Below are 18742 nucleotides of genomic sequence, written 5' to 3'. Positions count from 1 at the left end.
ACAGGCTCATTCTGAGCAAGCAAAGCCGCTTCTCTCATTAGCGGCGATAATTTCGTCATGACGAAAAAACACGGTGTGCAAGCGCTACGGAGGGCTAAGGCAGGATAGGCAAAACGCCGGAGTACTGTGCGCACAACACCGTGTCGGACGATCCAGGAGAATCGATATAATTAACCAGTCGCAGTTAGGACCGACTTGATCAGCCGTTTGTATTAACCAGCACACCGGGTGGCCTCGACCGGCAGAAGCCGACCATAAGCTGACGCCCATTGGCGACCAACCTCTGGCCGATCTCCCTTACAATGACCGGCTGAGATCCGACCCAGCCCCGCCTTTCGGCCCGCCAATCTTCTAACCCCAACTAGCCATGCAAAGCAGGCACGAAGGGCCCCAAAATTACGTAATTAGTCTCGAGCTCCAGTACTGGGTAACGCTAACGGCCATGACACCTTTTGAATTTTTTGCCACTGCCGCACAGACAGAGATCATTCCGCCCGGGCTTTGCGATATTCAAGGGAGGAACGGAATTTTTCGGCTGCTTGAGATTCACAGCCCGCGTAGGTTTTGCCATACGCGTGGCGTCTTCGTAAATATGAGAGTTTTCTTCCGTTCGCTCTGTCGGCACATGGACGGTGAAGGGTTGCGCCCGGTGATATGTTCCATCGGCACTAGCCTCTGCCATGACGCAAGTGATGCTAGAAGTCTTGACTGCCAATGCAGCTGAGCAGGCCTTGTCATTTACCTTTGTCCAGTCAGCTTGTTGGTCCTCGCGTTGAAGCCAAACGAATAGCGGTTGGCCTTCCCCGCCCAGAAGAAAGTATCGAGCAGGATGCTGGTTCAAGGTTTGGCGAAGGTCAGAAAGCATCTTTGCCAGATTAATTCGGCCATCCTCTCCAAGATCACGGATATGACTCTCCGCTGAAAGCCATCCACATCCTCGGGTGGCGTCAAGCGCTTTAAGCAGCTTCAGCACTTCCTCCGGGAAGTCCTGCCTCGGAAATGGCCTGCATTGCCAGTTTACATCCTCGAAGCTCTTGTCGACGATTTCGCTCATACCGTTCCAGATAAGCATGTCCACATTGCCCCCTTTCAACTGGTCGGCAATGGTTTGATCGAACCGGTTCTTTTTCAAATACGCACCGAGGTGGTCGACCTCATCAAAAAGATGAGCCTGGCGTATCCCCGCCACGGCCTGCCTTACCTCCATGTAGTGGGCGAATTCGCCGGGTGTGGGCAGGAAGCGCTTGAGCACGAACAGGTCGTCGATGGACATTGAAACGAAGCCGTGTTTTCCAAGAAGCGGCTTAATCTCCGGCAGTTTCTTGCAGTACGCCGAGAAAGGAGAGAACGACTCGACCGTCAGCCCAATCGGCACCATCACTCGGTAGTCAGCGCGGCGGACACGGCCGCACTCTTCATATTTGCCGTCCACCTGTTGGTAGAGCGGCACTTCATCTGCAGAGTTAAGATAATTAAAGAAGCGCTCACATTGTTTATAGGCCTTGAGTACCAAGTCCTGGACGGACTGGGCGTGGCGACCGAAATCAAGCGCTGGTGATGCGATGGTAGCGGCCGCGCCGGCCTTGGCTTCAACTAAGAACAACACGTCATCAACGAGTATAAGAGTGTCGTTTTCGGACCACTTATTACTGGCGGGGTCCTTGTAGTAGACCTCTTGGAAAACGGTGGCGCCGGGGAGCTGGGTGGCAAGGATGTCGGCGAAGGCAGCTTCGCTCATAACTTTCTGTCGATTTTCAAAGGTCTTTTTGTAGTCCGATTTTCTCTGAAGGAGGTTGTAGAGAAGTGCGCGATATCCCGCATCGCGAGTGAAGCATGGGTCTACGGCGTAGTAGTCCGATCCAAGCTGGATTAGTGGTTTCTTTCGGGCGGGTAGAGTCCGATAGGGTGTCCCTGCGAAATCACCCGCTGCAAAGAATTCAGTTTCTTCCCCGCGCTGGTACGAAAGGTCCGCCAGCAGCGCAGGTGGTAGCTTTGTGTGAAAGCTCACGTTGGCTATGCCGCCCCGAAACATGTCATCCACTGCACGCTCGGCTGCTTTCGTTCGTTCCATATTGACTGCAGTCCACGCCTCCATGACGTGTTCTAAAGGCTTACCCTGTGCCGCGGCAAAGGCCTGTGCTGCCTCAAGCTGATCCATCATCACCATGATAGCGTTAGCATGCCCAGAACGCGTGGAGTCGGACATGGCCTGGAAGCCTTCCGCTATATCGGAGGCACTAACACCGTACACTTCCTTCAGTACATCATCGTGAGGCGCCAGAACGTACTGGTAGAACTCGCCTTCCAAGACTTGGTAGCGGTTCCCGCGCAGCATGACCCACGTGGATTTCGCATGGAATTCAATGTCGGACGTGTCAGGACCGAAGATGCCGTCTTTCGTGTCGGCGGACGAGACCATAGCGAAAATCATGGCCTGCTCTCGCAGTTTGCAGGCAAGTTCATACAGTTCGGCGCACTGGCCTTCGTTGAATGTTACGACTGCAGGGGCGACGTCTGACGCAAGAACCGCGTGCACGTACTCTAGCAGGAACTGATTATCATTGATCAGATTATCCGGGCGGTCCGCTTCTTGCTGTCCTTCAGTCACACTTTGGTGTGCCATAGCTTTCATCATGTGCTGGGCGTAGATATAACCGAGCAAATCATGCGGAGGCATGGCGACAATCAGTTCGCGCATGCGGGCGGCCGTGACTGCCATCTCATTTAACAAGGAAGCCGCGGCTTCTTCTCTTACTTTTTCATCCATAACTATTTATGCCTGAAGTCGCTGCTGCCTAGAACCATACAGAGTCGATTCTCAGCGCGCCGCAAGTAAAAAGTAATTCACCGATTTTATGGCTAGCTCAAACCTCCGATTTTGGCCGTCTGCTGCCCTCCCTCAAGAGCCAGGGTCGACTTCCGACAGCAACAGTGTGCCGGTCAAATCCGACGCAACCGACTGATCAGGTCGATTAAAAATGAATGAGCAAGTGATGCAAACGGGTGGTCGGGTGGTTTGCAATTATCCAGCCTCCTCACCGAGTAGAAGGTGTAGGTGGGCTAGTGCAGGATAGGCATACCACCGGTAAAGTACCCAGGTATTAAGCTGCTGCCTACGAGGAGACTGCAATGCAAAGCCAGACTGATTGGCAACTGTTCAACATCGACTCGTTGATTGAGGAGCTTCGCGGCGAAGCACCTGATGGTACAACCCTCGATTTGTATGTCGCCTCATTGGCCTTCAAAAACTTCGACTTTGTTATGCGGCGACTGCCCTTCGTGTTTGAAAGCGTGACCTACAGCCCGAATGTCTGGCAAACGCTGGTGCAAGCAGCGCCGCTGAAATTCCGAATACGCGATACGCGAGAAGAGGTGCTGGTATTTGTTCAGACCGAACTCTGCGGCTGCTTACGCACTTATCGCTTTAAACGACGATGGGATTTGACCGCCGATGAAATCGTTACCAACGGATGGGTAACGCTACCCACAACCCAAGCCCTCTATGACCAGCTCGATACGCCAGCAGCCAGATCAGTGCATGACGCGTGGCACGCATGGAGAACCCAAACCACACAAGAACCGACAGCCTTAGCTGAGGGCCGCTTCCAGAACACGTCGGTTACCCATTCATTGATCTTCTCCGGGGTAGGTGGCTGTGTGGCTTGTGCAGCCCCGGCCGTCGCTTCTGCACGTACAACCCTAGGAACTGATGCAGGCAGAGGGGTGCTCATCCAGTTGCCCCTCTGTGCGGTTCATATGGAGTCCGCACGACAGCAACCTAGCGTGATGCGATTTCTCGAGTCTTTGTTTTCAATGTCACTGAATCTCCCCGACGTTGAGCGCGCAGAGGCAATCCCGGATGAGCTAATTCCTCATATACACACCCTGGTCGCCGAGGGACTTGATGGCGAGGTGGGAAAAGCAGAAAAGCGACGACGTGGCTGGCACTTAAGAATTCCGCTAGCTGGAGGATGGCATTGGCTGCTGCGACTGAACACCCTAATGGACTATGCTTACATGCTATACCAGCCCGGCGTATCCAAAGAGGTGTATCGGGCTGACTCCGCGCCGGATCACCCCGATCTGCCATTCTTTCCAGATCATGAGCACTCCAAACCTTACAAAAAAAGCGACAGGACAGCGCCCAGCTTCTTATATGGAAATCCGCTGTTTGATCTCAAACGTCTACGCGACGTGGAACGAGATCTACGAAATGATTGATCAATGCGAGGCATGGCCACGTTACCGGGCCCTGTGAATCAAGGTCCCGCAGCTGAGGGCGCTTGTATCTCAAGGGCCCCTACTAACTTTTCGAGGCTAGGCATCCGTGTCAATCAATTATGGTGACCTGAGTTGAAGTGAAAAGCTTGCTGGATACTATTTCCCGCTTAGCCGACTCAGGGCTGCTACTGAAAATTATTATTTTTAGATCCTTGGCCGCTCGCGAAAAACAAACATATGCCAAATTGTAACTTTTCGTCTTCTGACCTTCAGTAGGTTCTTTTCCAGAGGTCTGAGGTGTGAATAACTTAGAAAAGCTATATTGATTCCAATTTGCTTCGACATCATCAAAAACTACTAAAACCTTGGGAAACTCCTCCCCTTTAACACCATGCTGCGTACTATAAGGTGTCATCTTAGAAATAAACTTGCAAAATGCAGGTAACTCTTCGCAAGTAAACTTGAAAAACTCGTCGCATAACCAATCCCCCTTGTCCATATAATGAATCTCATCATCATATTCTTCCATGCGTGGAGCACGAAAAAGATGTTCTTCCAGCCTGTCATTTTTGTGAAAAAGGTCGTTATCACGTGCGAACCGCAGAACGTCAAGGGTCGTTCCTGTCTTCCAAATATCACTCAAACTTTTAATACTATTTCTTATTTCCAATGAAACATCTCTAAGAGATTTATTCTTATTCTTTCCTTCGGGATCCAACGCGGGGCTTGCTTCTCTGAGCAATGCAGATATTGCAGCCCAATTTTCGGCTTCAAAATAATTAATCAAAGGCACCAGATTCTTTACAAATGGCGAAATAAGATAGTGACTCCCCTCTTTAAAAGCATCCTCTGAGTTTTGTGACGAATAAGAACCAGTGAATAATTTGTTCAGTTTTGAGAAACCTAGACGAACAGCTATCATCTGCCGAGTTAGATATAGCTGCTTAACCTCACCATCCTCTTGCCAGCCGAATTTTTCCAAAGCTTTATCGAATTTCAATATATTTTCTTGGAGTTGCCGTGGTGAGTAAGTATTTCGCTCACCCTCCCCTTTTTCAGATCTTATTAATAGCAATTCAACGCTGCCCTGGGCATTATCGGTGCTAGGTTCCTGCTTGAGTTCGGGCCGTATTGCATTGAGTAAATTTATCACTTCTATCGAACATCTGTAGTTGATATTTTTCTCAATAGTGCATGTCCCTGGCGGACCTTGGAAGTTCCCTGCACGCTTTTCATAAATTTTTTGAACTGGATCACCGAAGTAGCCGGTAATAGGAAGACCGACGCTATCCGAAATATCATTGAAGGCATCAATGACATGCGGAAAGGTATCTTGAGCCTCATCAATAAAAATATAGGGAAACCGCTGACCGACAATCTGACGAAGAGACTTATTGTTTGATATTAAGTCCGAGGCAATATCAATGATATCGTCGTGATCCAAATACCCCTTTACAAAGTCACTATACCCACTTTCGTTATATCTAAAAGATTCAGTTTGTTCTATGACGGTCAGAGCATGGCTGAGCCTCTCAATCTGCGCCCGCGCCTTTATTGCTTCTTTGCTATTTCCTTTTGTCTTTTCTTGTTTCTTTTGGATTCTTTGAGGAATTATATTATTTATTATAGACTCCCTGATATCGTCTTGATAGCCACTTATCTGGCCCCACATGAATCCGTGAATCGTAGAAACCAAAAATAATTCATTTAGGTTTGTACGTTGCTTTATAACGTTTACTCCCGCATTTGTGTAAGTAATGCATGCAACCTTTTGGCCTGCGGCTAGCATTCGAGGCCCATGAGTAGCGGCTATATAATTTAAGGCTTTAACTAATGATCCCGTTTTGCCAGATCCGGCACCTGCGATCACCAAAAAGTTAGTCATAGAATCGATGAGCGTTCTTATTTGATCATCTGGATCAATAACCGCGGCACTCATTTAACCACCTCGAATTGAGTCTCGAACATCAGAGCTATATCCGTCGTTGAACTCAATGTAGCGGTGAGCCATATTAGGCCGTCAGATATATACTCCGGCGATTTCCATTTTTCGAGAGTTTCGATTTGATTTAATGCAAACTCTACTTTTTTGAAATTCGAAACAACCTCATTGTACGTTTGCGTGTAGTGCTGATCCAGAGTTGCTTCGTCGGAGTACTCAATCAAAACATCTAACTTTCCCGTTTTCACCAAGTCAAAATTAGTGTAAATAAATGACTCTTCGAACGTCCTAGGAACTATTTTTTTGGTTTCCGTCTTGGTTTCAATCTCAATAGCTTCTTGGAATGTCACGTAAATCCTACTATCGGGAACCATTTTTTGATGCTGTTTCAGCGCCAATAAACTTGATATCAATCTGTCTTTGTCATACTTGATTTTCGCCTCCCCTTTCAGGCCTTTCTTTCCATTAAGAAGCAGGGTAGTAATACATGCATTACTACTAACTGAATCTGGGGTATCGGCTCGGCAAGACTTTCGATTGTCACTCCTATCCACAGAGTCCAAATCAGTTATAACAAGACATGTCAAATCTAGAAATTTTATTAGCGGTAGAAACTTGTGCGCAAATGCACCTCCAAGCTGGAGGGTAGATATGTAGGCGTATTCCAGGATAGGATGCTGATTTTTTATTATGTGCGGTAGCAATATACGCTCTACTGTCCCCTCTATTATTATCGCCGCGTCGGCAAAAAATAGATCACAGTGCGTTAGGGAGAGATATTTTTGGAGGAAGTGCAGATTCTCTTGCTCTGTGCTTTCGGAAGCGAATTTAGCGAGATTCAATATTTTAGTTGCAGTTGTTTTTTTGCTTGTGGATTTCGACACACCTAAATTGCTTAAACATCTACGGAAATATCGAATTGTTTTAAAATCTGCTTCCGCAATAATGTGTGAGGAGTGCGTAGTGATTACTAACTGAGGGCAATGCGTCTCATGCCCTAAATTTTTCGTTGTCCTGCGAATTGCGTGCCGTATTTTTCGAATAAATACTTGCTGCACCTGCGCGTGCAAATGCGCCTCAGGCTCTTCTATGAATATTATTTGGCAGAGTGGACGATCCACCTCGGTGTTAAACCATTGGATTTGGAAGTGAGCAACTTGAATTGCCATGTATATAAGGTTTTTATACCCCAGCCCGTTATAGGATTCTGGAAGGGGGTGTCTTGCGTCCGCATCAAAATACGTGAGAATGGCGTTGCCGCCTAAAGCTTTTTCAGGATTGAGATTTGAAATAATTTTAAGTGTTCGGTCATTCGCTCCAGGAAAACCCAACTCCTCTATTGTCTGAATTAAGGACTCAAACTCTTTCTCATAGTGATTTGTAAGGTTATCATTGCTTTTTTCAATTATTTCTAATGATTCATTGTCATTATTAAGCTTATTTAGATTATGCTGATAAAAATCAAAGAATATATCTGACAAACGATTGCTTTTAGATGACGAGCTTTCGTCAATATTTCGTTGTGCATCAACAAAATCCACTCGAATTAACGATGCCAGAGCCTTTCTGCCAACTTGATAGTCCAGTGGATGAAGAACTATGGTAGCGTTAGGCTGCGTTTGCTCCAACACATAGTATTTCAAGCTGAAATATTTTTTTAGCACTCCGTCTTGACCCAAGTAGTGACTGAGTGACTTGCGCGCCCGCTTATTTTCACTTGTAGCGTCTGTAGTTACAGGATAAGACTTATTGTAATCTAGAAGAAGCTGCTCAGGGGACGTTACTGAAAATTGCAATCGAATCCCAGCTTCAACATCCTCGACGCCTATCCTAGGCAACAGGTAGGCAACACGCCCATACTCAATGTCAGGATTAAATGAAAACCAAAGGTCAAGTTCTATTGAGGGAAGTGACTCTTGCGAAAGTTTCCTGCCTTCACCAAAGGCATCGAATTCGTCAATTAACTCTGTTGGAAAATCATGTATCTTAAAGTCGAGCCGGTTTGATACAAAAGTTCTAAATGCTACAGTAGCCGACGTTTTCCCAGCATTATTTGCGCCTACAAATATTGTTTCATTAGATTCCAGGCTGATTTCGACATTTTCGAGCCGCCGAAAGTTTCGAACATTGTATCTATCTAGTCGCATTTGGCTACATCCCTTTAACTTTTCCGCTGGAGGTGTTATGCGTAAATACTTTTCGCGACTAGAGGTAAATGTTACTGTACTCCCTGTTTTTGAGCATGTAATTGTTGTTTCAACGCTGAGATTCAGGGACAAATTTTCGCCGCGAATTCCTTGCCACTGAGCAAGGTACTTTAAGGACCCGAATTTTTTGAGCTTTCTGTCAACTGAGCTAATACCTCCTTTCCATCCTAGGATAGGAAGCTCTCCTGCATCGCATTGCGCTTTTAAAGCAGGATTCTTTTGTCCAATTTCCCTACCAACCTCCCAACATTTTATCAGTCCTTTATCAACGCCGTTCCAGTATTCATCATGTGTTAGCCCACATCTAATGGGCTCCGAAACCTCGCGAAATACTTGTGAGCACATAACTCTTCCTTGTTGGGTCTCGTCGGCCTATTTCGGTATCCCAGGCGGGTAAAGGCTATTTGATACTACTGCCAGCTGAATATATTGTATAGACGAAGGATAGCGCCTCCCTTTGCCTGAGCACTCTCACGAAATTGCCCTGACTCCTCTAACACCAAGACACTGGCCGAGGCAGCGCCTCCCTACAGGCACAGGACGTCAGGGCTGGATGCTATCCATGGCACGTACTCACAAGGTATCAATAGTTAGCTCCCCCAGAATGGGGTTAGGCTATTCGATGCTTCCTGAGGGGGACTAATCCGCTGCAAAATCAGTACAATCACAGTACAGTACCCAGCTTGAGCAACGTTCTCAAAATTACGCTCAACACCAGTAACCACGGGCCCTCCAGCTATGCCAACCTACGTTCACCTTCGAACGATTTCTCTAGGCATACCTGCTCGCCCAGCAACTCATAATCCTTTGGTCCACGGTTCGAGTCCGTGTGGGCCCACCATCTTGAAAGCCGCGCATTGCGCGGCTTTTGCGTATACAGCGTCCTCCCGCTAGCATCTTTCACTCCATTACGATAAACGCCCCCTCCCTCACCGAGACGCCCATCATCGCCACCACCAGCCTCCCCCGACTGTTTCTTGAACTGTTCTGGCAACTCGGCATCCTCCTGGTGCCGGCCTTTTTCGTCACCATACTGCCGCCCCCTTTGGCTTTGCTGGCGGTGGTGTGCCTCGGGCTGCTGATGGGCCTGGCCGCTCGCCTGGGCTTTTTGGAGATGGGCCGAGGCGTTGCGCGATTGACGGTCGGCGCCGTGTTCGGCCTGGGCTTCAGCCTGGGCCGGGCGTTGCCCGAGTGGTGGGGCATCCTGGTGGCGATCTTCGGCATCATCGTCGGGCTCGCCTGCGTCAGTCGCTGGGAACGGCGCCTTGGGTTGGCGCCCGTTTCCAGCAAAGGGCCGAGTGCCTGGGGTGGAAACGAGCCGCTGTTGACCCCTGAAGGCGAACCGATCCGGGTCTTCAACCACGGCGAGATCGCCATGGGCGGCCCGACGTATTGCGACTATCTGTTTCCCGACGGTGTGCTCCTGCAAGGCATTGGTTCCTCGGCAGTGTTCTCCAGCGACGGGCGCTACTTTGCTGCACCGGTGCCGTCCCGACAGGCATGGGGACTGGTGGTCCTCGACCGTCAGCAACGCCTGTTGTACCGCTGCGCCGACAGCGAACTCTGGGAGTTGGACGCTTTTGACCTCGACCGGTTGAGCGGACGCCATAGCCCGCTGGTGGATAACAGCATTCGCGAAACCCGACTCGATGAGCTGCTGCAAACGGCTAGCGTCACCCCTCTGGTGCCTGTCGCCGACCTGTGGCTTGAAGCCGACTGGCATCCTGAGCAGACCTTTGAACGGCGCTCCACTGATGGCCAGCAGTGCCTGCTGGGTAATATCTCATTGCCCTCTACCTTTCGTGACTTGGCCCAGCCATTGGATCCCCTGCTTTCGCCGCGCTATACCGTCAGCGTCAACGGGCAACCGTCCGATCTGCTGATGGCGGCAGACGCACCGCTGATATGGAGCACCGATCAACGCGCCCTGGTGTGCCTGGCCCAAGAGCAAGGCGGTCAAACGAAGGGCGACCAGTATTGGTTGTGGCGGCTCGACACCGGCTGGCGCGCCCTGCCCTCGCCCTGGGTAAAGAGCGCCGCGGAACCGTCCTTCTACTGGCATGAACTGCTGGGCCTCGACGCCGACCATGTGCGTATCGGCGCGTACCTCGATTATCCGCGCCCAGGATCCGGCCTTTATGGCTATCGCCTGGACAGTATCCATGGCGATACCGAAACCCAGACCGGTCATGACGCCCAGGGGCGCGTGCAGGTCGGTGAGTTCACGCTGACCCGCATGGCGATTGTGATGCCGCTGGACAGCAAGGGCCGGCGAGGCGATTCCTGCATCGAGACGCAACCGTTGCAGGGCGACGTGCGCGCTGTCCTGACATGGCTCGGTGACAATCGCGAAGGCCTGGGTGGCTATCGCTGCAGGATCGGCGACTGGTCCGTGCCTGGAACCTGGTTGCTGGATCATCGGGTCTCCGAATGTGGGAGATATCTGGCGCTGCTACCCTTCGACGGTTCAACGACCGTTACAACCCACGCGGTGGTAGCAGACTTGCAGGAGCAACGCTTGCTGGAAGGACCTGCGATGTGGGTAGAGCGAATACTCGATTTTCGCGATGGTCGGCTGAGCCTGGCGGTCGTTCAAGGTCGGCTGGATAACAATAGGGAAAGCAGCCCGATGCAGCGATTCAACGTCGCCGCGCCGGAGGTTGGCAGCGACTCGTCCTTTTTTCGTCCAAACGAACAATCCCGACTGTTCTACAACACGGTGCAGTTGCAACCGACAGCGTCACAGCTCAGCACCGTCGAGCCTTGGCGCCTGGTGGATCGCCCGCAAGCGGCCACCGCCGAGGGTGATTTCATCCAACCTGCACCGAATGATCAGGATGCCGCCTGGCTGTTCGGCAGCGAGACGGAATACGCCGACAGCTGGGTACGTGCCGGTACGCCCCGTCTCGGCGGGCACCTGCTAACGGCCTCGGGTTGCGCATTGGTTGATCTGGCACCCTCGATGGTCTGGTCACCCAACAGCCGCTATCTGGCGCTGACCTGTATGGCAACCGATGTGGCAGAACAGTGTGGAAGCTACCGGGGCTGGCAATTGCTGCTCCTCGATGTCCAGGCGCATACGCTGCGGATACATCCGCAATGGTTGGGCAATCGGCCTCAGTTCGAAAGCTTCGACGAAGAACACGTGCAGATACGGTGTTTCGAGCACGATTGGGAAACCGAAAGCAGCGAGGATCAAGGCTCGGTGCAGTCGGTCTTGCTGGACGTTCTATTGCAATTGCCCGCTGAACAACTGATTTGCCAGGAAGGTATCTGGCTCAGGTCGTCCCAGGCGGACCTCGCCTTTGCGTGGCAAGCACTGGCGTTACCCGCCATCCGCTATTTCGAGCGCGGGAGCCTGTAACATGCTCGCCATCGATGCCTGCGCCGGAGCCCCCCTTTGACTGACACCCGCCCTCCCGTCCTCGACGAAATCGACCGGCAACTGATCGCGGCGCTGCAAATCAACGCCCGGGAAAGCGTCGCCATGCTCGCCCGGCAACTGGGCATCGCCCGCACGACCGTGACCTCGCGGCTGGCGCGCCTGGAAAAGACCAAGGTGATTACCGGATATGGCGTGCGCCTGGGCCAACGGGTGATTGACGGCGGCTTGCAGGCTTACGTCGGCATCAAGGTCCAACCGCGCTCGGGCAAGGACGTGCTGCGACGCTTGAGCGCCATGGCCCAGGTCCAGCAGCTGTGCGCGGTCAGCGGTGAGTTCGACTACGTCGCCTGGTTGCGCACGGAATCACCGGAGCAACTGGATCAGTTGCTGGACCAGATCGGCAGCGTGGACGGAGTGGAGAAGACCACCACCTCGATCATCCTCAGCAGCAAGATCGATCGGGGCCAGCCGGTCTAGGGCCTGTGACTTACCTTGTGGGAGCGAGCTTGCTTGCGATGGCGTTGATTCAGCCACATCTTCATGACTGACAGACCGCTATCGCGAGCAGGCTCTCTCCCACAGAGAACCTGTTTCGTCATTACGACTCATCAATACGTCAAAGTGACTGAAAACCGCTCAAAACGACGACATATTGTGTCTTATTAACGTGTTCCACCCTCCCTAGAATGGCTGGCATCTTTCCTATACTCAGACGCGAACACCGCGTCGAGTCGCCCAGCAAGGTCCGCCATGAACAAGCACAATCGCCACCCAGCAGACGGTAAGAAGCCCATCACCATTTTCGGGCCGGACTTTCCTTTCGCTTTTGACGACTGGATCGAGCACCCGGCTGGCCTGGGCAGTATTCCCGCCCACAACCACGGTACGGAAGTGGCGATTGTCGGTGCCGGGATCGCCGGTCTGGTGGCGGCGTACGAGCTGATGAAGCTGGGGCTCAAGCCCGTGGTCTACGAAGCATCGAAGATGGGTGGGCGCCTGCGCTCACAGGCGTTCAACGGCGCCGAAGGGGTGATTGCCGAATTGGGCGGCATGCGTTTTCCGGTGTCGTCCACCGCGTTCTACCACTACGTCGACAAGCTGGGCCTGGAGACCAAACCGTTCCCCAACCCGCTGACCCCGGCGTCCGGCAGCACGGTCATCGATCTGGAAGGCCAGACCTATTACGCACAGAAATTGGCGGACCTTCCTGCGCTGTTCCAGGAAGTCGCCGACGCCTGGGCCGATGCGCTGGAGGATGGTTCGCGCTTCGGCGACATCCAACAGGCAATCCGCGACCGCGACGTGCCACGCCTCAAGGAACTGTGGAACACCTTGGTGCCGCTGTGGGATGACCGCACCTTCTACGACTTCGTCGCCACCTCCAAGGCGTTCGCCAAGCTCTCGTTCCAGCACCGCGAAGTGTTCGGCCAGGTCGGTTTCGGCACGGGTGGCTGGGATTCGGATTTCCCCAATTCGATGCTGGAAATCTTCCGCGTCGTGATGACCAACTGCGACGACCATCAGCATCTGGTGGTCGGCGGCGTCGAGCAGGTGCCCCACGGCATCTGGAACCACGTGCCGGAACGCTGTGCGCACTGGCCCGAAGGGACCAGCCTGAACTCGCTGCACCTGGGCGCCCCACGCAGCGGCGTGAAGCGTATTGCCCGTGCGGCCGATGGCCGTTTCAGCGTGACGGACGTTTGGGAAAACACCCGCGAGTACGCCGCTGTGCTGGTCACGTGCCAGAGCTGGCTGCTGACCACCCAGATCGAATGTGAAGAAGCGCTGTTCTCGCAAAAAATGTGGATGGCCCTGGACCGCACCCGCTACATGCAATCGTCGAAGACCTTCGTGATGGTCGACCGGCCGTTCTGGAAGGACAAGGACCCGGAAACCGGTCGCGACCTGATGAGCATGACCCTGACCGACCGTCTCACTCGTGGCACCTACCTGTTCGATAACGGCGACGACAAGCCAGGGGTGATTTGCCTGTCGTATTCCTGGATGAGCGATGCGCTGAAAATGCTTCCGCATCCGGTGGAAAAACGCGTGAAGCTGGCCCTCGATGCCCTGAAGAAGATCTACCCCAAGGTGGACATCGCCGCCCGGATCATCGGTGATCCGATCACCGTGTCCTGGGAAGCCGACCCGCATTTCCTCGGTGCATTCAAAGGCGCCCTGCCCGGCCACTATCGCTACAACCAGCGCATGTACGCGCATTTCATGCAGGACGACATGCCGGCCGAACAACGCGGGATCTTTATCGCCGGCGATGACGTCTCATGGACACCCGCCTGGGTCGAAGGCGCGGTACAGACCTCACTCAATGCCGTGTGGGGAATCATGAAGCACTTCGGCGGTGAAACTCACGCCGAGAACCCGGGTCCAGGTGATGTGTTCCACGAGATCGGTCCGATCGCCCTGCCCGAATAAAAGGAGTTTTCGATGCGCGTAGCCCTCTACCAATGCCCACCGCTGCCACTGGATCCGGCCGGCAACCTGCAACGCCTGCATCAGGTGGCGCTGGAAGCCAGGGGCGCCGATGTGCTGGTGCTGCCGGAGATGTTCATGACCGGCTACAACATCGGTGTCGATGCGGTGAATGTACTGGCCGAGGTCTACAACGGCGAGTGGGCGCAACAGATCGCCCGCATTGCCAAGGCGGCCGGCCTGGCGATTGTCTATGGCTACCCTGAACGCAGCGAAGATGGGCAGATCTACAACGCCGTGCAACTGATCGACGCCCAGGGCGAGCGCCTGGCCAACTACCGCAAGAGCCACCTGTTCGGCGACCTCGATCACGCCATGTTCAGCGCCGGCGACGCCGCGCTGCCCATCGTCGAGCTCAACGGCTGGAAACTCGGCCTCTTGATCTGCTACGACCTGGAATTCCCGGAAAACGCCCGACGCCTGGCCCTGGCCGGTGCCGAGCTGATCCTGGTGCCAACCGCCAACATGCAGCCCTACGAATTCATCGCCGACGTCACCGTGCGTGCCCGGGCCATCGAGAACCAGTGTTTCGTGGCGTACGCCAACTACTGCGGCCACGAAGGTGAATTGCAGTATTGCGGCCAAAGCAGCATCGCCGCACCGAACGGCGGTCGCCCGGCGCTTGCGGGGCTGGACGAGGCCTTGATCGTCGGTGAACTGGATCGACAACTGCTGGACGACTCCCGCGCGGCCTACAACTACCTGCATGATCGCCGCCCCGAGCTTTACGACGACCTGCACAAACACTGATTGAGGATTGAGAAAGGGCCCTGATCCGCTAGCATGGGCGCATCCTTGTTCTGGAAGCGCCCATGCCGGTCCCCGATTCCCTCCGCCCCCACACTGAAACCCTGGTCAACGGCTTGCGGGTGACCTTGCGTCATGTCCCGGGTCTCAAGCGCAGCGCCGCGGTACTGCGCGTCGCCGCTGGCAGCCATGATGCACCTCTGGCTTGGCCGGGCATGGCGCACTTGCTCGAACATCTACTCTTCCTCGGCACCGAACGGTTTCCCGCCGGGGAAAACCTGATGGCCTACGTGCAGCGGCACGGCGGTCAGGTCAATGCACGCACCAGTGAACGCACCACGGATTTTTTCTTCGAGCTCCCTCCCGCAACCTTCGCCGACGGGTTGCAACGGCTGTGGGACATGCTCGCTCAGCCACGCCTGGATGAAGCTGATCAGTTGCGCGAACGGGAAGTGCTGCACGCAGAGTTCATCGCCTGGTCCCAGGATGCAGCCGCCCAGCGACAGCTTGCCTTGTACGACGGCGTGTCAGCGTCCCACCCGCTGCGGGGCTTTCATGCCGGCAATCGCGACAGTCTCGCGGTGGAGCACGCAGAATTCCAAACGGCATTGCACGACTTCTATCGCCGTTTCTACCAAAGCGGCCAGATGATCCTGAGCCTGGCCGGCCCGCAAAGCATCGAGACCTTGAAAGCGCTGGCGGAACAGTTCGGCAGCCATGTACCGACCGGTGAAGTGGTTGCCAGACTCTCGCCGCCTAAGCTGATGGCGTCGTCCCAGACAAGTTATCAACAGGTCCGCGAAGATTGTCTCGATTTGCTGTTCGCCTTCGAAGCGTTGCCCGCCGCCTCGCCCCAAGCCCTGGACTTTCTCTGCACGTGGCTGAACTCCAGCAAACCGGGTGGCCTGCTTGCCACGTTGCGTCAGCGTGGCCTGGCGGACAGCCTCAAGGCCACCGCATTGTATGAGTTTGCCGACCAGGCGCTGCTGCACATCGAATGCAAGCACGGCAACGCGCAGGCGGCGGTGCAAATCGAGCCGTTGCTGCACGACTGGTTAGGCTTCTTTGCCGCCCAGGATGACTGGGCACCGTTGCGCCAGGAATTCACCGCGCTGTTGCAGCGTCGACAGGAGACAGGATCGGCCTTGCAGTTGGCCCGCTGGGACGGTGAAGGACGTGACGCGCCGCTGCTGGCAAATGACCTCGTTCGGCTCAGGGAAATTCTCAGGCAACTGCACCCCGTCGAGAACGTCGTGGAACCCTGGCAATTGCCCGCGCCCAATCCGTTCCTGCAAACACCCAGCGAAGCGCCTCGCGCCGGGCTGATACGCGGCCAGACCAGCGCCCACCGCGGCTTGCGCACCTTCGCCCAGGATCGCTCCCGGGGCCGGCGGGAACGCTCGCCCATGCAGTTCAGCCAGGCGCTGCCAGACAACGGTCGTGAAGGCGCGGTGTACCTGCGCTGGCAACTGACGACCCAGGCACCGCTCGACGTTCAATCCAGGCTCGACCGGCAGCTGCAGGATGTGCGTGAAGATGCAGGCCAGGCCGGCGTGGACGTCAGTTTCGAAGCGTCCGCTCATCAATGGCTGTTGAAATTGGTCGGTTTGCAGGCGCCGATGCCACTGGTGCTTGAACACGTTCTGGCGAAGCTTGCCCAACCGCTGCCAACGGCCCAGGCCGGTGACGAAACTCCGTCGATGCCGATTCGACAGCTGTTGAAGGCGCTGCCGAATCATTGCCGGCAATCGTCAGTGTTGCCATTGCCCGACAGCGACCAGAACGTGTGGACAACGGCCCGCTGGGACGGGCTGTCCATCGGTCTGTCGGCCGCCACCCAAGGGGCGCTTGGCCCAGCGCTGGCCCGTGTGCCGGGCATTGCCGGCGTGGACGTCAGCCTGGCGACGGCGTCGCGTAGGCAACGCATCTGGCATAGGCGCCAGACCCACGGTGAAGAATCGGCCGTGTTGCTGTTTTGCCCGACGGCCACCCTGGCGCTGGCAGACGAAGCCGCCTGGCGGTTGCTGGCGCAGCTGTGCCAGACGCCGTTCTACCAGCGCCTGCGCGTCGAGTTGCAGTTGGGTTATGCGGTGTTCAGCGGCTTGAAGCAGGTCGACGGGCAAACCGGGTTGCTGTTCGGCGTCCAGTCGCCCAGCTTCTCGGCGGTGCAGTTGATCGCCCACATCGAGCAATTCCTGGCTGGGTTACCGGCGCTGATCCAGCAGTTCGATGATTCCTCCCTGACCGGCCAGCAGCAGGCGCTCGCCGCCCAGCTCCAAAGCACCGCCCTGCCCTTCGCCCAGGCCGCCGAACTGCTCTGGCAAGGCAAGCTGGCCGGCCGCCCGTCGGATTATCTTGAGCAACTGTCCGCTGCCATCCTGTGCCTGGATCGCGCCCAACTCGAGACTGCCGCCCAGGGTTTAATCGATGCGCAAGGGGGATGGCATTGCCTGAGCAACGGCACCTGCCCGCCAGAACACTGGCAAGGGGCGCAGTGATCATTGCAGCCGCTGTAATGAGCTTTCTTCGAGAATCGCGGCGAACGAATTTGTCAGATTTAGTAACATAGGCGCCTAAGCATCTGAACATCTCCGAACGGAGGTGGACTATATGTATAGATCTCACCCGTTCCATCGAACCAAAGTCCCCCAACCAAAGGAGTATTCCCATGTCCTGGTCCAAACCCGCATATATCGACCTGCGTATCGGTTTCGAAGTCACTATGTACTTCGCCAGCCGCTGATTGCCGCGGGCGGTTAAGCACGCAGCACTACGCCTCGGTCAGCCGGGGCGTTTTTTATTTCGGTTTGCAGATGGAGCAGCCATGTTTGTCCAGATTCTAGGTTCCGCCGCCGGCGGCGGTTTCCCCCAGTGGAACTGCAACTGCGCCAACTGCGCAGGTTTTCGCAACGGCAGCCTGCGGGCCCAGGCGCGTACCCAGTCGTCCATCGCCCTGTCCGATGACGGCGTGAACTGGGTGCTGTGCAACGCCTCCCCGGACATTCGTGCCCAGCTCCAAGGTTTTGCCCCAATGCAGCCTGGCCGAGCCCTGCGCGACACCGGCATTGGCGCGATCATCCTGATGGACAGCCAGATCGACCACACCACCGGCCTGCTCAGCCTGCGTGAGGGTTGCCCCCACCAAGTCTGGTGCACCGACATGGTCCATGAAGACCTGAGTACCGGTTTCCCGCTGTTCAACATGCTGACCCACTGGAACGGCGGGTTGAGCTGGAACCGCATCGAGCTCGACCAGAGTTTCATCATCCCGGCCTGCCCGAACCTGCGGTTCACCCCGTTGCCATTGCGCAGCGCCGCACCGCCCTATTCACCGCACCGCTTCGATCCGCACCCGGGCGACAACATTGGCCTGATCATCGAAGACCTGCGCACGGGCGGCAAGCTGTTCTACGCCCCGGGCCTGGGCCAGGTTGACGGGGCGTTGCTGGAGATCATGGCCGACAGCGATTGCCTGTTGGTGGACGGCACGATGTGGGACGACGATGAAATGCAGCGCCGTGGCGTCGGCACGCGCACCGGTCGGGAAATGGGTCATCTGGCACAGAACGGTCCCGGCGGAATGATCGAAGTGCTGGAGCAACTGCCCTTGCCGCGCAAGATCCTTATTCATATCAACAACACCAACCCGATCCTCGACGAAGACTCACCCGAGCGGGCTGAACTTGTACGCCGAAAGATTGAAGTGTCTTACGACGGAATGAGTATTGAGTTGTAGGAAAGGCGGGACGA

General features: G+C 54.9%; 11 protein-coding genes. 8 read left to right on the top strand and 3 right to left on the bottom strand.

The features are described from left to right. Positions 1-433: 433 nt before the first annotated feature. A complete protein-coding gene (locus AB4N80_RS07985; protein ID WP_460081434.1) occupies positions 434-2767 on the bottom strand; it encodes a YecA family protein in 2334 nt (777 codons plus the stop codon). Between the two features lie 362 nt (positions 2768-3129). On the opposite strand from AB4N80_RS07985, the gene AB4N80_RS07980 reads away from it, so the two are divergent. Continuing rightward, a complete protein-coding gene (locus AB4N80_RS07980) occupies positions 3130-4221 on the top strand; it encodes a hypothetical protein (protein WP_460081432.1) in 1092 nt (363 codons plus the stop codon). Between the two features lie 109 nt (positions 4222-4330). Here the strand turns inward: AB4N80_RS07980 and AB4N80_RS07975 are convergent, their stop codons facing one another. Together AB4N80_RS07975 and AB4N80_RS07970 are read right to left on the bottom strand one after the other, a co-directional pair. After that, positions 4331-6160: a UvrD-helicase domain-containing protein gene (locus AB4N80_RS07975; protein WP_460081430.1), complete on the bottom strand. Its 1830-nt coding sequence runs from the start codon at positions 6158-6160 to the stop codon at positions 4331-4333. Continuing rightward, on the bottom strand, positions 6157-8715 hold the full coding sequence (locus AB4N80_RS07970; protein WP_460081427.1) for an ATP-dependent nuclease: 2559 nt from the start codon (positions 8713-8715) through the stop codon (positions 6157-6159). The genes AB4N80_RS07975 and AB4N80_RS07970 overlap by 4 nt, the downstream gene beginning before the upstream one ends. A 568-nt stretch (positions 8716-9283) precedes the next feature. Here AB4N80_RS07970 and AB4N80_RS07965 point away from each other — a divergent pair. The 7 genes from AB4N80_RS07965 (at position 9284) to pqqB (ending at position 18728) form a co-directional block, all read left to right on the top strand. Further along, positions 9284-11734, top strand: coding sequence for a hypothetical protein (locus AB4N80_RS07965; RefSeq protein WP_436278751.1), 2451 nt, complete (start codon positions 9284-9286; stop codon positions 11732-11734). Positions 11735-11770: 36 nt separating this feature from the next. Continuing rightward, positions 11771-12232, top strand: coding sequence for an Lrp/AsnC family transcriptional regulator (locus tag AB4N80_RS07960; RefSeq protein WP_053125954.1), 462 nt, complete (start codon positions 11771-11773; stop codon positions 12230-12232). A gap of 273 nt (positions 12233-12505) precedes the next feature. Continuing rightward, on the top strand, positions 12506-14188 hold the full coding sequence (locus AB4N80_RS07955) for a flavin monoamine oxidase family protein (RefSeq protein ID WP_122566672.1): 1683 nt from the start codon (positions 12506-12508) through the stop codon (positions 14186-14188). Positions 14189-14200: 12 nt separating this feature from the next. Then, entirely contained in the window at positions 14201-14995 is a 795-nt protein-coding gene (locus AB4N80_RS07950; RefSeq protein ID WP_122566671.1) for a carbon-nitrogen hydrolase family protein, read from the top strand. 62 nt (positions 14996-15057) lie between these two features. Next, on the top strand, positions 15058-17490 hold the full coding sequence (gene pqqF / locus AB4N80_RS07945; RefSeq protein WP_460081423.1) for a pyrroloquinoline quinone biosynthesis protein PqqF: 2433 nt from the start codon (positions 15058-15060) through the stop codon (positions 17488-17490). Between the two features lie 170 nt (positions 17491-17660). After that, the gene (gene pqqA / locus AB4N80_RS07940) at positions 17661-17735 is read left to right on the top strand and encodes a pyrroloquinoline quinone precursor peptide PqqA (RefSeq protein ID WP_003177660.1); all 75 of its coding nucleotides are present in this window, start codon (positions 17661-17663) and stop codon (positions 17733-17735) included. An 81-nt stretch (positions 17736-17816) separates the two neighbouring features. Then, the gene (gene pqqB, locus AB4N80_RS07935) at positions 17817-18728 is read left to right on the top strand and encodes a pyrroloquinoline quinone biosynthesis protein PqqB (RefSeq protein ID WP_122566669.1); all 912 of its coding nucleotides are present in this window, start codon (positions 17817-17819) and stop codon (positions 18726-18728) included. Positions 18729-18742: the final 14 nt, after the last annotated feature.

The sequence above is a fragment of the Pseudomonas sp. H3_A02 genome, from assembly GCF_054671965.1.
Note: the sequence above shows the minus strand (reverse complement) of the source record. Positions and strands in the feature narration are given on the sequence as shown.